The 18,584-nt window shown below is 44.1% G+C and carries 16 protein-coding genes; 15 read left to right on the top strand and 1 reads right to left on the bottom strand.

From position 1 onward, the window contains the following. Positions 1 to 82 precede the first annotated feature (82 nt). The 13 genes from OGM16_04435 to OGM16_04375 all read left to right on the top strand — a co-directional run bounded on the left by OGM16_04435 (position 83) and on the right by OGM16_04375 (position 15,056). Positions 83 to 1,030 carry an aldo/keto reductase gene (locus tag OGM16_04435; protein ID UYJ47526.1) on the top strand — a complete coding sequence of 316 codons (948 nt, stop codon included), beginning with the start codon at positions 83 to 85 and terminating at the stop codon, positions 1,028 to 1,030. Between the two features lie 27 nt (positions 1,031 to 1,057). Continuing rightward, positions 1,058 to 1,912: a class II fructose-bisphosphate aldolase gene (locus OGM16_04430; GenBank protein ID UYJ47525.1), complete on the top strand. Its 855-nt coding sequence runs from the start codon at positions 1,058 to 1,060 to the stop codon at positions 1,910 to 1,912. Positions 1,913 to 1,992: 80 nt separating this feature from the next. Beyond that, the gene (locus tag OGM16_04425; GenBank protein UYJ47524.1) at positions 1,993 to 2,940 is read left to right on the top strand and encodes an aldo/keto reductase; all 948 of its coding nucleotides are present in this window, start codon (positions 1,993 to 1,995) and stop codon (positions 2,938 to 2,940) included. A gap of 290 nt (positions 2,941 to 3,230) precedes the next feature. Beyond that, complete coding sequence (locus OGM16_04420; protein ID UYJ47523.1) at positions 3,231 to 4,127, top strand: fumarylacetoacetate hydrolase family protein; 897 nt, start codon at positions 3,231 to 3,233, stop codon at positions 4,125 to 4,127. A gap of 64 nt (positions 4,128 to 4,191) precedes the next feature. After that, positions 4,192 to 4,656 carry a methylglyoxal synthase gene (locus OGM16_04415; protein ID UYJ47522.1) on the top strand — a complete coding sequence of 155 codons (465 nt, stop codon included), beginning with the start codon at positions 4,192 to 4,194 and terminating at the stop codon, positions 4,654 to 4,656. 39 nt (positions 4,657 to 4,695) lie between these two features. Beyond that, entirely contained in the window at positions 4,696 to 7,428 is a 2,733-nt protein-coding gene (glgB, locus tag OGM16_04410; protein ID UYJ47521.1) for a 1,4-alpha-glucan branching protein GlgB, read from the top strand. Positions 7,429 to 7,637: 209 nt separating this feature from the next. Next, positions 7,638 to 9,173, top strand: coding sequence for a sensor histidine kinase (locus tag OGM16_04405; GenBank protein ID UYJ47520.1), 1,536 nt, complete (start codon positions 7,638 to 7,640; stop codon positions 9,171 to 9,173). Next, positions 9,148 to 9,954: a response regulator gene (locus OGM16_04400; protein ID UYJ47519.1), complete on the top strand. Its 807-nt coding sequence runs from the start codon at positions 9,148 to 9,150 to the stop codon at positions 9,952 to 9,954. The genes OGM16_04405 and OGM16_04400 overlap by 26 nt, the downstream gene beginning before the upstream one ends. A 150-nt stretch (positions 9,955 to 10,104) precedes the next feature. Continuing rightward, on the top strand, positions 10,105 to 11,220 hold the full coding sequence (locus tag OGM16_04395) for a TRAP transporter substrate-binding protein (protein UYJ47518.1): 1,116 nt from the start codon (positions 10,105 to 10,107) through the stop codon (positions 11,218 to 11,220). A gap of 91 nt (positions 11,221 to 11,311) precedes the next feature. Beyond that, positions 11,312 to 11,833 (top strand): TRAP transporter small permease, encoded by a 522-nt coding sequence (locus OGM16_04390; GenBank protein UYJ47517.1) that lies wholly within the window; start codon positions 11,312 to 11,314, stop codon positions 11,831 to 11,833. 1 nt (position 11,834) lies between these two features. Next, complete coding sequence (locus tag OGM16_04385; protein UYJ47516.1) at positions 11,835 to 13,130, top strand: TRAP transporter large permease; 1,296 nt, start codon at positions 11,835 to 11,837, stop codon at positions 13,128 to 13,130. 371 nt (positions 13,131 to 13,501) lie between these two features. Continuing rightward, entirely contained in the window at positions 13,502 to 13,987 is a 486-nt protein-coding gene (locus OGM16_04380) for a YcxB family protein (GenBank protein UYJ47515.1), read from the top strand. 52 nt (positions 13,988 to 14,039) lie between these two features. Continuing rightward, on the top strand, positions 14,040 to 15,056 hold the full coding sequence (locus OGM16_04375; protein UYJ47514.1) for a TRAP transporter substrate-binding protein: 1,017 nt from the start codon (positions 14,040 to 14,042) through the stop codon (positions 15,054 to 15,056). An 86-nt stretch (positions 15,057 to 15,142) separates the two neighbouring features. Here the strand turns inward: OGM16_04375 and OGM16_04370 are convergent, their stop codons facing one another. Continuing rightward, complete coding sequence (locus OGM16_04370) at positions 15,143 to 16,357, bottom strand: hypothetical protein (protein UYJ47513.1); 1,215 nt, start codon at positions 16,355 to 16,357, stop codon at positions 15,143 to 15,145. Positions 16,358 to 16,708: 351 nt separating this feature from the next. Between OGM16_04370 and OGM16_04365 the strand changes: the two genes are divergently transcribed. Together OGM16_04365 and OGM16_04360 are read left to right on the top strand one after the other, a co-directional pair. Next, positions 16,709 to 17,239: an HD domain-containing protein gene (locus OGM16_04365; protein ID UYJ47512.1), complete on the top strand. Its 531-nt coding sequence runs from the start codon at positions 16,709 to 16,711 to the stop codon at positions 17,237 to 17,239. 12 nt (positions 17,240 to 17,251) lie between these two features. Next, positions 17,252 to 18,574: a polysaccharide deacetylase family protein gene (locus OGM16_04360; GenBank protein ID UYJ47511.1), complete on the top strand. Its 1,323-nt coding sequence runs from the start codon at positions 17,252 to 17,254 to the stop codon at positions 18,572 to 18,574. Positions 18,575 to 18,584: the final 10 nt, after the last annotated feature.

Raw genomic sequence — 18,584 nt, 5'->3', positions numbered from 1 at the left:
ACTTATAAAATTAGACCATGGTGTTTTTTTATCAATTAATCAAACTTTGTTTCAAAACTAAGATTTTAAAAGGAGTGGAATTATGAGATATAAACAGTTTAAAAATGCAGGTGTGGAGGTATCATCTTTAGCAGTAGGAACCTGGGCAATCGGTGGTCAGAACTATGGAGCCGTTGACCGAAATGATTCCATCAAAGCTATCCGGACTATGCTGGACTGCGGCGTAAATCTGATCGACACAGCACCCTGCTATGGAAATGGTTCTTCTGAAAAGATTGTAGGTGAAGCAATTCAGGGACTTAAGAGGGATGAGATCCTGATCTCCACCAAATTTGGCCTGATCACGGACGTGTATTCCGGAGGATATAAGAAATGCGCTACTTATCAGAACACCATGCGTGAGGTAGAAAGTTCACTTATGAATCTGGGCACAGACTACATTGATTTTTATTTTGTCCACTGGCCGGATGTAAATACCCCTATTGATGAAACCATGGCTGCTCTGGCTAACTTAAAGAAACAGGGTAAGATCCGTTTTGTTGGTGTATCCAATTTCTCAGAAGAGCAGATCGAGGAAGCTGAAAAGTACCTGCAGATCGACGTGCAGCAGCCGCCATTCTCTATGGTAAACCGTACATTTGTGGATCTGATGAAATGGGGAGCTGCCAAGGGAATCGACTCAATGACCTACGGTTCTCTCGGCTCTGGCATCTTATCCGGTGCCATTCGCACACTGCCGGATTTTGCTCCGAATGACTTGCGTCTGACCTTTTATGATTTCTTTAAGGAGCCTAAGTTTTCCAAGATCATGGAACTGCTGAAGGTGATGGACCAGGTAGCGGAAAGTCATAAAAAGCCGGTAGCCCAGGTAGCGGTTAACTGGAGTACCCAGAAGGATTATGTAGGTACTGCCCTGGTTGGTGTGCGAAATGAGCAGGAGGCCAGAGAGAACTGTGCTGCTTTTGACTGGGAGCTGACCGATCAAGAGATCCAGTTACTGGATGACGAGATTAAACGCCTGGGAATCTAATATGTTTGGGAGTAAGGAGGAAATTATATGCCAAGAGTTCATGTAAATACACTTTTGAAGCATGCCACTGAAAATAAATATGGTGTTGCTGCAGTAAATACGCTGAATGTGGAGACAGTAAAATATATCATCGAAGCAGCAGAAAGAGAGCGGGTACCGGTAATTGTCCAGTTCTATCCGGGCTTTGAAAACTATACAGCCTTAAAACATATCGCATTTGCAGCTTGTGACATGGCAGAGAAAGCAACAGTGCCGGTGGCAGTACATCTGGATCACTCTGCTACCTTTGATATTGCTGTTTCTGGTATCCGAGATGGATTCCCATCGGTAATGGTGGATGGTTCGTCACTGCCTTTTGAGGAGAACGTAGCATTGACCAAGGCTGTGGTTCGGACAGCTAACGTGTTCGGCGTAGACGTAGAGGCAGAGCTAGGACATGTAGGAAGTGGAGCCAGTGAGGATGATATTACGAATACAGATCATTACACGAGAGTAGATCAGGCAGTCGATTTTGTGGAGCGGACTGGCTGCGGTTCTCTGGCTATTGCTGTTGGAAATGCACATGGTCCTTATGTGAAGGTTCCTAACCTGGATTTTGACCGAATCAAAGCTATCCGGGCTAAGGTGGACGTACCTCTGGTGCTTCACGGTTGTTCAGATATTCCGGAAGAACAGCTGAAGGAGGCTGTGAATCTGGGAATGAGTAAATTTAATATTGCCACCGAATACTTTAGGGCTATGTATCGGGCCATGGAAGCAGACATTAAGTCTCAAAAGTTTGATGGAGATGGCGTAGGGCTGATGTTTGATATCAGAGAAGCCATGATTGACTTTGTGGTGAAAAAGATCCGCTTGTTAAATCCTAACAAATTTTCAATCTGATTTTTGAGTTTTTTGCAGTATGTTTTTTTTCAATTAACCAAGTTTTGTTTCAAAACTAAGATTTTAAAAGGAGCGGAATTATGAGATATAAACAGTTTAAAAATGCAGGTGTGGAGGTATCATCTTTAGCAGTAGGAACCTGGGCGATCGGTGGTCAGAACTATGGAGCCGTTGACCGAAATGATTCCATCAAAGCTATCCGGACTATGCTGGACTGCGGCGTAAATCTGATCGACACAGCACCCTGCTATGGAAATGGTTCTTCTGAAAAGATTGTAGGTGAAGCAATTCAGGGACTTAAGAGGGATGAGATCCTGATCTCCACCAAATTTGGCCTGATCACGGACGTGTATTCCGGAGGATATAAGAAATGCGCTACTTATCAGAACACCATGCGTGAGGTAGAAAGTTCACTTATGAATCTGGGCACAGACTACATTGATTTTTATTTTGTCCACTGGCCGGATGTAAATACCCCTATTGATGAAACCATGGCTGCTCTGGCTAACTTAAAGAAACAGGGTAAGATCCGTTTTGTTGGTGTATCCAATTTCTCAGAAGAGCAGATCGAGGAAGCTGAAAAGTACCTGCAGATCGACGTGCAGCAGCCGCCATTCTCTATGGTAAACCGTACATTTGTGGATCTGATGAAATGGGGAGCTGCCAAGGGGATCGACTCAATGACCTACGGTTCTCTCGGCTCTGGCATCTTATCCGGTGCCATTCGCACACTGCCGGATTTTGCTCCGAATGACTTGCGTCTGACCTTTTATGATTTCTTTAAGGAGCCTAAGTTTTCCAAGATCATGGAACTGCTGAAGGTGATGGACCAGATAGCGGAAAGTCATAAAAAGCCGGTAGCCCAGGTAGCAGTTAACTGGAGTACCCAGAAGGATTATGTAGGTACTGCCCTGGTTGGTGTGCGAAATGAGCAGGAGGCCAGAGAGAACTGTGCTGCTTTTGACTGGGAGCTGACCGATCAAGAGATCCAGTTACTGGATGACGAGATTAAGCGCCTGGGAATTTAATATGTTTGGGTCAAAATACTTTTTGGCACAAACGCAGGAACAGGCAAAAAAGAATAATTAAAGCATTACAGGCGCAGTGGATTTTACTGCGCCTGTTGTGATGTGAGTAATTTATATATGTGCAGGAAAAAGCAGGCAGCTGTGTCAGGGCAAGAATCTGCAGAACGTCTGAATTGTTTGCCAAATCCCCTGAAATTATGTAAAATATATGCGGAAATATAGATAAATTCGGAAAAATGTGATAAAGTAAGCATTAAGAAATTGCTAATTAGAATGGTAAGGAGGCTGTTATGAGGCTTGTTACATATGAAGTAGAGCATAAAGGCGGTCTGGGTGTGATCAGCAAGGATGGAAAATGGGTCTATCCTCTTCGCTCCCTGGATATGGATTATAAGACGATGCAGGAACTGATCGAAGGGATCAGCGAGTCAGAAAAACAGCTGTTGGAGTACGTATCTGGTCAGGATCCGTACAAGATAAGAGGAGCGGCACCGATAGAGGAGGTCAGATTTCTGGCGCCGATCAAAAATCCAAAGCAGGATGTGATCTGTCTGGGCATCAATTACATGGATCATGCAGAAGAATCTGCCCGCTACAAAAAAGAGGCATTTGGAGGGGAGCGTCCCTACGCAGTTTACTTTTCCAAACGTGTAAATGAATCAGTGGCAAACGGTGATGGCATCCAAAGCCATTCTGACATTGTGACTGATCTGGATTATGAGGTGGAGCTGGCGGTTATCATTGGAAAAGAAGCAAAAAATGTGCCGGAGGAGGAAGTAAAGAACTACATTTTCGGTTATACCATTATCAATGATGTCAGTGCCAGAACCCTTCAGACACGGCACAACCAGTGGTATTTTGGAAAGAGCCTGGATGGATTTTTCCCAATGGGACCATGTATCACAACAGTGGAAGATATCCCATATCCGCCAAAGCTTTCTATCCAGTCCCGCGTCAATGGGGAATTAAGACAGGACAGCAATACAGAACTGCTGATATTTGGAATTGACCACATTGTCAGTGAGCTTTCCAAGGGAATGACATTAAAGCCGGGAACCATTATTGCCACAGGTACACCGGCAGGTGCGGGAATGGGATTTACACCGCCCAGATTTTTAAAGCCTGGGGATGTGGTAGAATGCACCATAGAAGGAATAGGAACACTGACTAATCCGGTAGTTGAGTAAGGAAACATTTTAGACACCGAAAGATCCTTAGAGTACACAGACAGCAAAAGGAGGCATGCATACAATGGAATTTATCCCAATGACTATTAAGAAAGAGAAAAACATTGCCCTGATCGCCCATGATCAGAAAAAGCATGAATTAATGGAATGGTGTAAGGCAAATAAATCTATTCTGGAGAAACATTTCCTATGCGGAACCGGAACTACAGCAAGGATGATCACTGATTATACAGGGCTTCCGGTAAAAGGATATAACAGCGGTCCATTAGGAGGAGACCAGCAGATCGGTGCCAAGATCGTAGAAGGGCAGATCGATTTCGTCATATTCTTTTCTGATCCGTTGACAGCACAGCCTCATGATCCGGACGTAAAGGCACTGCTGCGTATTGCGCAGGTTTACGATATCCCTATTGCAAACAACAAGGCAAGCGCAGATTTTATGATCTCCTCTCCGCTTATGGATGAAGAGTATGAGCATGATGTGATCAATTTCAGACAGAATATTTCAGAACGGGCGCAACAGTTATAGTAAGGCCAATGCTGCTTTTTGCCAGGAGGGGGAACACAGATGGAACAGAAATTATATGATCTTATGGATTGGGCGGGGATCGAGGAACTGACTTATTCCGAGTCAGCTGATCCCCATAGAATGTTAGGACCGCATGTAACAGAAGAAGGCTTATTAATACAGGCATTTATCCCGACAGCAACGGCCATTACTGTAAAGCTGACAGGAAATGGGAAAAAATATCCTATGGAGCTTGCAGACGAAGCAGGTTTTTATGCAGTATTGATCCCGAGAAAAACAGTGACCGCTTACACCTTGCTTGTCACATATGATAATGGAACGGAGGAAGAGATCCATGATCCTTACTCTTTCGGACCTCAGTTTACAGAAGAGGAATTAAAGAAATTCGGAGCAGGCATCTACTACGACATTTATGAGAAAATGGGTGCCCATCCTATGACGATTGATGGAATAGAAGGTGTTTATTTTGCAGTATGGGCTCCATGTGCCATGCGTGTCAGCGTAGTAGGTGACTTTAATTTATGGGACGGAAGACGCCATCAGATGCGCAAAGTAGGCGAAGGAGATGCCAGTGTATTTGAACTGTTTATTCCGGGACTGAAGGTGGGATGTCTTTATAAATATGAGATCAAGACCGCTGCAGGACTGCCTATGATGAAGGCTGACCCTTATGGAAACTATGCAGAGCTGCGTCCAAATAATGCTTCTATCGTATGGGATATCAACACTTATCAGTGGAAAGATAAAAAATGGATGGACAAGCGGGCTGTTACTGATACGAAGGACAAGCCTTTAAATATTTACGAAGTCCATTTAGGTTCCTGGATGCGCAAAGAGATCGCAAAGGACGAAAATGGGGAAGGTATCATTGGTTCTGAATTTTATAACTACAGGGAGCTGGCAGTAAAACTGGCAGAGTATGTAAAAGATATGGGGTATACCCATATAGAGCTTTTGCCGGTTATGGAGCATCCCTTAGATGCTTCCTGGGGATATCAGGTAACTGGTTATTATGCCCCCACCAGCCGCTATGGCACACCAGACGACTTCATGTATTTCATGGATTATATGCATGAACAGGGCATTGGCGTGATCTTAGACTGGGTACCGGCCCATTTTCCAAGAGATGCCTTTGGAATGGCATGCTTTGACGGAACCTGCGTTTATGAACATGCAGACCCAAGAAAGGGGTCTCATCCTCACTGGGGCACTTTGATCTATAATTATGGCCGTCCTGGGGTATCTAATTTCCTGATCGCCAACGCATTGTTCTGGGCTGAGAAGTACCATGCAGACGGCATCCGTATGGATGCAGTAGCTTCCATGCTGTATCTGGACTATGGTAAAAATGATGGCGAATGGGTGGCAAATATCTACGGCGGAAATGAAAATCTGGAAGCAGTAGAGTTTTTAAAACACTTAAATACTGTATTTAAGGGCAGAAAAAATGGCGCGATCTTGATCGCAGAGGAATCTACCGCATGGCCGATGATCACCGGTGATCCAAAGGACGGCGGACTGGGCTTTGATTATAAGTGGAATATGGGCTGGATGAATGATTTCACCAACTACATGCGCTGTGACCCGTATTTCCGTAAAAATAACTATGGGGAATTGACTTTCTCCATGCTTTATGCATACAGTGAAGACTTTGTCCTGGTATTCTCCCATGATGAGGTAGTTCACGGAAAAGGCTCTATGATGGGCAAAATGCCTGGAGAGACCTTAGAGGCAAAGGCAGAAAATCTGAGGGCTGCTTACGGCTTTATGATGTCCCATCCGGGAAAGAAGCTGCTGTTTATGGGACAGGACTATGGTCAGATCGACGAGTGGAATGAAAATGCATCCCTGGAATGGGATCTGTTAAAATATCCGCTGCACAAGAACATGCAGACTTATGTACGTGAGTTAAACAAGTTGTATCAGGCACATCCGGCACTGTATGAGCAGGATTTTGAAACAGAGGGATTTGAGTGGATCAACTGCAGCTACCATGAGGAAAGCATGATCATGTTTGTGCGCAGGGGCAAAGAAGAAACTCTTCTTTGTGTATGCAACTTTGATAATGTGGATCATGATAAATTCCGTCTTGGAGTGCCATTTGCAGGAAAGTATAAAGAGATCTTTAACAGTGATTCTAAGGAATTTGGCGGCGAAGGCCGTACCAACAGCCGTGTAAAATCTTCCAGAAAAATGGAATGGGATGAAAGAGAAAACTCTATTGAGATCCATATTCCGCCAATGAGCTTTATGGTATTTTCCTGCACACCAGAGGAGAAGAAGGAAAGCCCGAAGAGACTGGCCACGAAGAAATCTGAGCCGAAGAAGCTGACTACTGCGAAAAAATCTGAGCCAAAGAAATTAGCAACAAAGAAGGAAGAACCGAAAAAGCTGACTACTGCAAAAAAAGAAGAGCCAAAGAAGTTAACAACAAAGAAGGCGGAGCCTAAAAAACTGACTGCGGCGAAGAAAGAAGAGCCCAAAAAGCTTGCTACAGCCAAAACGGAGGCACACAAGCTGGAGACCAAAAAAGAAGAACCAAAGAAATTAGCTACAGCTAAAACTGAGGTACACAAGCTGGAGACCAAAAAAGAAGAATCGAAGAAATTAGCCACAGCCATAGAAGAGCCAAAGAAACTGGAAACAGCCAAACCTGATCCGGTTCCGGCACCAGCTGCGGAAATTCCGGCATCACCGGAAAAAACCACTCCGGCATCTAAAAAAGCTGCTCTCAGAGCAGCAAAAAAGCGGGGACGCAGCAGAAATAAATAAAAATACATATACCGAATTGCTACGTGCTTTGCACTCACGCAATTCTAAAAACATTCGTAATCCGCTCATTTTTCTTCAAAAAATGGCTTCTTACTCATGTTTTTGGCGGGTCCCAAGTTCAAAAATCCTCCTGCAAGCAAGCTTGCATCGGATTTATGACTTTTTGACCCTGGATCATATCATAAGTATTACAACATAAGGGGGTTATCATGCTTCCTTCCGTGAGAAAGCTATGGATGACGATCTCCATAAAAAGAAAAATAGGATTTTTTGCAGCCATGGTCATTTTGATCATGGCTCTTTCTGCTTCTTTTAATGTATGGATCACCAATGTATCCTTAGGAAGCTTTGGCAGGATCCTAAATGACAATTCCAAATGTAACGATTTTCAGGATGCACTGGACCTGGAAATAAAGGCCTTTGAACATTATGTGCGCAATTCAGATGAAGAAAGCCGCAATACTTACCGTGTAGCCTGTGTAAGGACAGAACGCTGCCTGTGGTCATTGCCTTCTGATTATAGAAGGATCGGAAAAGAGCGCAGTGCCAGAACCTGGAGTATAAGAAATGCTTATGAAAGCTACAAAGTTCATCGCGATGACGTTGCAGAGGGAAACAAAACAGGCAGTGAATTTGTGGAGGAATTGTATTACGTATACAGAATGCAGGAGTATATTCAGGAATATACAGGCCGTCTGGTACAGATAACCATGACAAAAGGAACCGAAGATTATCAGAGAGAAGCAGCCGTATTTTCTAATATTCCCTATATAATTCTTGGTATTTCCATTGTATTTATGGTCGCAGCAGTCTGGCTTACAAAGATTCTTTCAAATTCTGTTGCAAAGCCTGTTTTAGCACTGGCTGTAAGTACCAGAAAGATAGCAGCCAATGATTTTGACGAGCCGGACCTGATCATAGAGAATAAAGATGAAATGGGCGAACTGGTTGCGGCGTTCAATGTAATGAAGCACAGCACAAGAGGTTATATTGAGACCATGCGTAAGAACAACGAGATGCAGGAGCTTCTTTATAAAGAGGAAATGGAACGCAGCAATATGGAGAAACAGCTGAATTCTGCCAGACTGGAATTGTTAAAAAGCCAGATCAATCCTCACTTTCTGTTTAATACATTAAACATGATCGCATGTACAGCGAAGCTGGAAGATGCAGGGGATACAGAAAAAATGATCTTAAGCCTGGGGAACCTTTTTCGTTATAATTTAAAGACCACGGAGCAGTTTGTGACCCTGGAACGGGAATTAAAGATCGTAGAGGATTATATGTATCTGCAGAAAATGCGTTTCGGAAGCAGGATCAAATATAGACTGAGTCTGGAAACGGATGCAGCAGCAGTAATGATCCCCTCTCTTTCTTTACAGCCCATTGTGGAAAATGCGATCGTCCATGGTATTTCCAAAAAGGAAGGGGGAGGTATCCTCCATGTGCGTATCTGGAAAAAAAATCAGGACCTGATCCTCTCAGTAGCAGATACAGGTCTTGGGATAAGTGAAGAAAGGCTGGAAGAAGTAAGAAAAGCCATGGCAGAAAGACGTACAGCCAAAATAGGTATTGGACTGGGAAATATTTATAAACGTATCCACATGATATATCAGGGAGGAGACCTTCAAATTTACAGCTGTGAGGGTAAAGGGACCATCATACAGATGATACTTCCGCAAAAGGATGCAGGGATGAAATACAGGGGGGAAGATCAAAATGTACAGACTGCTGGTAGCAGATGATGAAATCATCGAGAGAAAAGTTCTTTTGAAGACTTTGCAAAAGAATTTAGAGGGACAATGCGAGCTTTTTCAGGCAGAAAACGGCAGGGAAGCTCTGGAGATATATGAAAAAGAAAAGATCCAGATCGCCATACTGGATATTGAGATGCCGGGCATTAATGGAATACAGGCAGCAGAAAAGATCAGAGAAAAAGATAAAAACTGCTGTATTATCTTTCTCACAGCCTATGATGAATTTTCTTATGCAAAAAAGGCTATCACAGTCCGTGCCTTGGATTATATTTTAAAACCATGGGATGAAAAAGAACTGATGCTGGTGTTAGAAGAAGCTATGCGTCTGGCAGGAGAAAAGGAAGAACAGACTAGGATACGAAAGGTGGCAGAACAGGCAGAAGCAGGTCAGCAGATCATGGAAGAAGAGCCAGATTATGCAAATGAAAATCTGCGCATCAGCAAAGTGACAGAGATGCTGAAGGATTATATCTGTGAAAACTATATGAAAGATCTTTCTGTGCAGCAGATGGCTGAAAAGACAAATTATTCCGAACCTCATTTCTGCCGTTTATTTAAGCAGAGTTTTGGCCAGAATTTCACATCATATCTTACGGAATACCGCATCAATATGGCAAAAAAGATGTTGGAACAACCTACGGTAAATGTAAAGGATGTAGGTAAAAATGTTGGATATGAGGATTCAAACTATTTCACAAAAGTGTTCAGAAGAATCACAGGACAGAGCCCGACGGAGTATAGAAATACAGTTTTCAGGGAAAAGGGATAAAAATTTCCTTATTAAGTCAAAATCGTACTAGGATTATCAAAAATTTACCATGTTCAGAACAAGATTTTACCCATATAATGAAATCAGCATAAAGAAAGCGTAAAAAACATAAAAAACATGTGAAAAACGCATTAATAGGAGGGTAAAAACATGAAAAAAAGATGGTTAAGTGCAGCACTTTGCACAGCTATGGTAGCTGGATCACTGGCAGGATGCGGATTAAAATCCCCAGAAACAACTACTACAGCAGCAGCTACTGAGGCAGCTAAGGAGGAAGCGACCACAGCAGCAGAAGCAAAAGAGGAATCCAAAGGAGAGTCTGCAGCAGCTGGGGAGCCTGTAGGACCTGCAGTTACTCTGGTAATGGCAGAGGTTAATCCACTGGATACGATCGTTGGACAGACTGATACAGCATTCAAAGAGAAGGTAGAAGAGCTGTCTGGCGGATCTATTACAGTAGACCTTCAGGCAAGTGGTGTTCTTGGTTCTGAAAACGATGTTCTGGATACCATGCTTGGCGGTGGCGGAACTATTGATATGTCCCGTATCTCCGCATTCGCACTGACAAGCTACGGCGCACAGAAATCCGTTCTTCTGTCTGTACCTTATACATTTGTAAACCGTGAGCATTTCTGGAAATTTGCAGACAGTGAACTGGCTCCAGAGTTCTTAATGGAACCTCATGACAACGGACTGGGCGTAAGAGGTCTGTTCTACGGAGAAGAAGGTTTCCGTCATTTCTTCACTGTTAAGCCGGTAAATACTATTGAAGACTTAAAGGGAATGAAGCTTCGTGTTTCTAACGACCCGATCATGACCGGTATGGTATCAGGACTTGGTGCAAACGCAACTGTAGTTTCCTTCAACGAACTGTACTCTGCACTGCAGACAGGTGTTGTTGATGGCGCTGAGCAGCCGATCGCAAACTATCAGTCCAACGCATTCCCAGAGGTTGCTCCTAACCTGATCCTTGATGGACATACATTAGGTGCTATCCAGGTTATCATTACTGATGAAGCTTGGGATAAGTTAACTCCAGAGCAGCAGGATGTTCTGACCGAAGCTGGAAAGTATGCATCTGAATACAACCGTAAGATCTCTGAAGAAGCAGAGAACAAGGTTCTGGATGAGTTAAAGGCTAATGGCGTATCTGTAGTAGATGTTGAAGATAAGACTCCATGGCAGGAAGCTTGCAAGGACATCATCGAATCCTCTACAAAGGATAACGCAGAACTGTATCAGAAGATTCTTGATATGGCAAAATAATCTGAGCCAGTCAGATAAATAGGCAAATGGTGTATCTGGCGCAGGAGAGCGCGTCTCTCCTGCGCTTTTAATTAAGAAAGGGGACTGAAAAATGCCTTCAATTTTTGAAAAAATCGATAAGATCCGTCCTTTATATGATGCAGCATACAAGTTTGTATTATTCATCTGCAAGCTTCTGCTTGTGATTGATATCCTCATTACCTGTATGTCTGTTGCAGGACGTTATATCTCATTTATCCCAGATCCGGCCTGGTCTGAGGAAGTAGTTCTTTCCTGTATGGCTTATATGGCAGTTCTTTCCGCAGCGCTGGCTATCCGTCGCGGTGCTCATATCCGTATGACTGCTCTTGACAGCTATCTGCCAAAGAATCTGGTAAAATTCCTGGATATCCTTGCTGATGTGGCTGTTTTAGTACTGGCTGTTATCATGTTGACTGTAGGCTGGAATTATGCTTCCGGCATCGGTGCAAAAGGTACTTATGTAAGTATGCCGACTGTATCCCGTTTCTGGATGTATCTGCCTGTTCCGTTAGCAGGTATTGCAATGATCATTTTCGAGATTGAAGCATTGTATAATCATATCAGAAGTTTTTATGTAAAGGAGGAAAAGTAGAATGAGCGTAGATAGTATGGCAATTTTAATATTACTTGGAAGCTTCTTCCTTATGATCATGCTGCGTTTCCCAATTGCGTATGCAGTAGCCCTTTCTTCTGTATTCTGTCTGATGTCTCAGGGACTTCCTCTGACCACTATCTGCCAGCAGATGGTAAAAGGAATCAGTTCCTTCAGTTTAATGGCAGTACCTTTCTTCATCACCATGGGATGCCTTATGGGGTCCGGTGGTATTTCTGAAAAACTGATCGCTTTGGCAAATGCCTGTGTAGGCTGGATGCGAGGCGGTATGGCAATGGTAAACATTGTTGCTTCTTATTTCTTTGGTGGTATTTCTGGTTCTGCATCTGCAGATACTGCTTCTTTAGGATCCATCCTGATCCCTATGATGGTTGACCAGGGATATGACGGTGATTTCTCTACAGCAGTTACCATTACTTCTTCCTGTGAGGGACTTCTGGTTCCTCCAAGCCACAACATGGTTATTTATGCTACTACAGCAGGTGGTATTTCTGTAGGAAGCTTATTCCTTGCAGGTTATGTTCCAGGCGCACTTTTAGCTGTATCCCTGATGGTTGGTTCTTACATTATTTCTGTAAAACGCAATTATCCAAAGGGTGACAAGTTCAGCATAAAGAACCTGCTTAAGCAGTTAAGTGTTTCTTTCTGGGCACTGGCAGCAGTCCTTATCGTAGTATTCGGCGTTGTAGGCGGTGTGTTCACAGCTACTGAGTCTGCAGCAGTTGCAGTTATCTACAGTTTGATCGTCAGCGTATTTATTTACAAGGGCCTTGACTGGAAAGGTGTATGGAGAGTATTAGGCGAGTGTGTAGATACATTATCTATCGTACTGATCCTGATCGCAACTTCCAGTATTTTCGGTTACTGCCTTACAAGACTTCATGTACCAGACCTGGCAGCCCAGGCTATTGTCGGACTGACCAGCAATCCGATCCTGATCGCTCTTTTATTAAACCTGATCCTTCTGGTATTAGGCTGTATCATGGATATGGCGCCGATCATCCTGATCGCAACTCCTATCCTTCTTCCAATCGCTACCTCTATTGGTATCGACCCGATCCAGTTTGGTATCATGGTTGTCCTTAACTGTGGTATCGGACTTCTGACACCTCCTGTAGGTGCTGTACTTTTCATCGGTTCCGCTGTTGCAAAGATCCCGATGGAAAAGGTTGTAAAAGCAACATTACCATTCTATCTGTGTATGATCATTACTCTGATCCTGATCACCTTTGTACCAGGAATCAGCTTATGGCTTCCAAGTGTATTTGCACACTGATAGGGGTATAATAAAAGTAAAGTATATATAAAAGAAGTACATATAAAAATAAGGGGGGTGTCGAGGACATCCCCTTTGTGATATAATGAGTCCAAAAGAAAAACAAACGACACCGAAGGTGGCATTTGTTTTTCTTGGACCATTAACGAAGGTTCCGCCTGCGAAAGCAGGCAGTAGAGCGCGTCAGCGCGGGGAACCTGAGTATAAGATATAATGAGCGCAGGGAAAAACAAGCGGCTGCGTCAGCAGACATTTGTTTTTCACAAGCCATTAACGAACGAATCGCCTGCGTAAGCAGGCAGTGGAGCGCGAATGCGCGGGATTCGTGAGTTTCGTAAGTGTATACTCACAGCTAGGGGGAAAATTATATTATGTATCAATACCGTTATAAAACCACCAGAGGAGAATACTGGAAAATGTCCATGTATTTCATTTACCATTCCATGACAGGCATGGTAAACCTGGTTTTTACAGCAGCTCTTTTAGCCCTCACTTTTGCAAAATGGGGATCTTCAGGAAACATATTCCGTATCTGTATGGTTTTAGGCTGCTGCCTTTTTACCATCTTTCAGCCTCTGGCTATTTACCTAAGTGCAGGAAAGCTGGCATCTGCATCCGGAGAAGATACAGAGATCCGTCTGGACGATGTTGGGATCCAGGTAAAAGTGGGGAATACCTACGATAAGATCCCGTGGAGAAAAATAGTAAGGATCGCAAAGCTGCCTGGTATGGCTATTATTTTTACAGATCCGTCCCATGGATATCTGCTTACAGACCGGGTAGTAGGAGAGGACAAAAAAGCCTTTTACGACTGGCTGATGAAGAAACAATCCCAGACCTTGAAAAAGGAAAAATAAAAGCAGGCACAGAAAGATTCTGAGAGAACATTTATAAGATCAGGAGGCAACAATGGTAAAAAAAGGGATATTCTGCTTGTGTATGACCGTTCTTATTTTAGGCGGCTGCACTCTGGGAGGGGTATCATTAAAAGGGAAAGAAAAGCTGGCAGAACCGGATTTTGTCCTGACTTATGCAGAAAACCAGGCTGAAGATTATCCTACGACCCAGGGCGCCTATAAATTTGCTGAACTGGTAAAAGAACGTACCGGGGGAAAAGTAGAGATTCTGGTAAATGCAGGGGGAATGTTAGGAGATGAAAGGTCTGTGATTGAACAGATCCAGTTTGGCGGGATCGATTTTGCCAGAGTTGCCCTTTCTACAGCAGCAGAGTATATTCCCAAGCTGAATGTACTTCAGATGCCTTATCTGTATACAGGAGCAGATCATATGTGGAAGGTACTGGAAGGTCCTATAGGAGATGAATTCCTTGAGGCTTTTCAGGGCTCAGGTATACTGGCTCTTTCCTGGTATGATGCAGGTGCCAGAAGCTTTTATAATGCTGTAAAGCCCATTGAAAAGCTGGAAGATATAAAGGGAATGACCATTCGTGTACAGGAATCAGAGCTGATGAGTGATACAGTCCGGGCGCTGGGAGCTACGCCGGTTCCTATGGTTTATGGGGAAGTGTATTCCGGCATCCAGACCGGAAAGGTAGACGGGGCAGAAAATAACTGGCCGTCTTATGAATCTGCAGGACATTATGAAGTAGCAAAATACTTTACCGTAGATGAGCACAGCCGTGTGCCGGAAGCACAGATCGCTTCCCAGTACACCTGGAACAAGCTTCCGGAAGAATACCAGAAGATTATCCGGGAATGTGCAGAAGAATCAGCACGTTATGAAAGAAACCAGTGGAAAATAAGAGAATCTATTTCCAGACAGCGGGTGGAGGCTAATGGCTGTATTGTGACCCAGCTTTCTCCGGAAGAAAAACAACGGTTTCAGCAGGCAGTTATGCCTTTATATGAAAAATACTGTGCAGAGTATGTGGATATTATTGATGAGATCGTGGCAGAAGGACGATAAGATTTAAGGTCAAAACGAAAAGATTAAATAAAAGCTGACAGGATGCTTTTTTGTGAGAAATCCTATCAGCTTTTTTATATATCCCTTTAGTTGTTTAATGGAGCTATAGTAGCCGGAGCTTCCGCTGTAGTTGGTTCATGTGCCGCTGTAGTAGATTTTGCTGCTTCTGTGGTGGACTTAGCCGCAGCAGAAGTAGATTTCTGCGCCGCAGTGGTGGATTTAGCCGCCGCAGAAGTAGATTTCTGCGCCGCAGTGGTGGACTTAGCCGCTGCGGAAGTGGATTTTTGTGCCGCAGTGGTGGACTTAGCTGCTGCAGAAGTAGATTTTTGCGCTGCAGTGGTGGACTTAGCCGCTCCAGAGGTAGATTTCGCTGCTGCGGTGGTGGATTTAGCCGCAGAAGAGGACTTGGCAGCAGATGATGCTTTTGTCTCTGCCTTGGTACTGCTGGCTTTTGCAGATTTCGTTTCGGAAGCTTTTGTTTCGGAAGTCTTTGCCTCAGAAGCTTTTGTTTCATTCTCCGCTTCGGTTGCTTCTGTTCCGTTCATACCATTCTTTCCGTCAGTTGGGAACTTGCTGTTCCGGTCTGATGTATTAATTCCGGACTGGTTGATAGAGAAGGCAGCCTGGTTCGGGTTTCCGGCCATATCTTCTACATAAACAGTGAGAGAGCCTTCTTCTAATTTAAAAGTGACTTCTCCGTTTTCTTTATCGCAGCTGTCAGGAAGGATCTTCGTTCCACTGTCATCGGTAGCATAAATAGAATCATAGTTGATGCCGGAAATGCTGTCTTCTATAGTGAGGATAAGCTTGCCGTTTTCCATAACTACGTTTTCTTCATCAAATGATGGGGCTGTATCATCCAATACTGCAATATGCTCAATATCCTGGGCCTGCATGCCGTTTAAGCTTAATGCGTAGATCTCTAGAGTGCCGTTACTTTCCAGTACAGCGTGGTAAACGCCCTTTTCTTTTTTGAATTCAATTGGCTGGGATTCCAGAGTGGTTGTCATCTTCTTTAAAGGAAGCAGGGAGTGGATCTTAAAGCTTACATCTAGAGTTTTGTAATCAGTTGTATCGCTGATATCTATTTCAATCTTTGGTGTAGCAGTAACGATAAAGAAAATTGCCAGATTGACCACTAAAAATGGAAGTATGTAGCATAATAAAATACGGGAAAAACCGGTATTTCCATTTTTTTGTGGTTTGTGTGTGCGGCGCTGATCCTGACGGGAAGCAGTGGAGCGTGTACGTCCAGATGCACGGCTGCTTCTTGGTGCGCTGTATGATGAATGGTGTTCCATTACCATTTCCTCCTTTAGTAAAAGCTCCCTATAGCATAGCAGAAAAACAGATTACTTACAAGGAATTATTCATTGAGAAAGTCTTACGAAAATGCTAGTAAGTAGCTTCAAAATGTTAAGGGGGTATGGTATGATTATACTAGTACATCGTTTTCGAAATAACTATACCACTCACTTGTCTGCGAATCTGATTGCACAGGCCTAAAAGCCTCAGCGTAGCCCGCTACGCCTGCGTTTTTAGACCTGCACACTCAAATCCACATCCTACGTGATTAGTACAGTTATTTACGAAACGATGTACTAGGATCTTAAGGGGACAGATAAAATGGGGGAAAAGAGGTAGAACGCAATATGATAAGAGAGGCGGCTGAATTTGCAGAGCGGGCACATGAGGGTGTTTACAGAAAGGGAACCAAGATCCCTTATATCACACATCCGATGGAAACGGCAGCCATTGTAACGGCATTTACAAATGAACCGGAAATGATAGCTGCGGCTTTGCTGCATGATGTGATAGAGGACGCCGGGGTTACGAAAGAAGAACTGGAGGAAAAGTTTGGTTCCAGAGTGGCATTTCTGGTAGAGAGTGAAAGCGAAGACAAGTCCAGAAGCTGGATGGAGCGCAAAGGCACTACAGTGGAACACTTAAAGTCAGCAACCAGAGATGAAAAAATACTGGCGCTTGCGGATAAGTTAAGCAATATCCGCAGTACAGTCAGAGATTATCTGGTCCTGGGAGATGAGGTCTGGCAGCGTTTTAACCAGAAGGACAAGGAAATGCAGGGCTGGTATTACAAAGGGGTGGCAGAGGCACTGAAGGAGTTTAAAGGCCACATTTATTATGAAGAATATCTGATGCTGTGTAAAAAGATATTTGGTTAAAGGAGAAGAAAAATGAGAAAAATGAAAAGCAGGATCCTGGCAGCGATCCTGGCAGCAGGAATGATCTTTACTGCACAGGGAATGACCGCTCTGGCAGGAACTACCGGAGTGGGAGCGGCAAAGACCGGGCAGTCCACAGGAGGACCGGGAGAGACCGTAAAAGATGTGGAGAATGCTACAGCAGATAATGAAAATGCTGGTTCAGGAGAGCAGGAAAAAGTATCCGGCGGTGATAATACAGGTACCACAGACCAGACTCCCACCAACGATCCGCTACAGGTAAATTACAGCGTATATTTCAGAAACCGGGGATGGAGTGATCCGACGGCAGATAATCATGCGCTGGCAGCGCCGGCTGATTCATGGGTCACATCCATGAGGGCTAATCTGATTAACATTCCGGCGGGAGCACAGATCGGTGTCCGTTATAAGGTAAATTTAAGTGGTACAGGCTGGCTTGACTGGGAAGCAGATGGAGCAGAAAATGGCGGTGCATCAGCAGAAATGCCATTGGAAGCCATTGCTATGGAATTAACAGGTTCTTCGGCAGCTTCTTATGATCTGTATTATAAAGTTTACCAGAATGGTTCCTGGACAGACTGGGCAGTAAACGGTGCAACAGCAGGAACGGAAGGTGCAGGACTGAGAGTGGACGGCATTAAGGCGTCTATTACAGCAAAAAATGCAGGCGCACCTGCAGAGACAGCTCCATCAACAATAGATCCGTCCAGACCAATGATCGCGCTGACCTTTGATGACGGGCCAAGGGCTTCTGTCACCAACCGTATTTTAGACAGCTTAGGCCAGTATGGGGGCAGAGCCACTTTCTTTATGGTAGGGACCAATGTTCCACAGAATGGCGAAGTGATCCGTCGTATGGTGGCTCAGGGCTGTGAGGTGGCAAATCACACCAATGACCATAAATACATATCAAAACTGGGCAATGAAGGCATTGTAAGCCAGGTAAGCGCTGTAAACCAGAAGGTAGCAGCAGCCTGCGGTGTATCACCAGTTGTAATGCGTCCGCCAGGCGGCTATATAGATGCCCATTCCCTTTCTGTACTTGGTTCTATGGGAATGCCTGCTATCATGTGGTCCATTGATACAAGAGACTGGCAGCACAGAAATGCCCAAAAGACCATTAACAATGTTTTAAGTCAGGTAAAAGATGGGGATATTGTCCTGATGCATGATATTTACGATGCTACTGCAGATGCTGCTGTGGCGCTGATCCCGGAACTGACCGCCAGAGGATACCAGCTGGTAACAGTCAGTGAGCTGGCAGCAGCCAGAGGAGGAATGGCAGCAGGACATAAATACAGCCAATTTAGATAAAAGGAGACAA

The organism is Lachnospiraceae bacterium (genome assembly GCA_025758065.1).
Taxonomy (GTDB): Bacteria; Bacillota; Clostridia; order Lachnospirales; family Lachnospiraceae; genus Enterocloster.
This window is presented reverse-complemented; position numbering and strand designations above follow the sequence as displayed.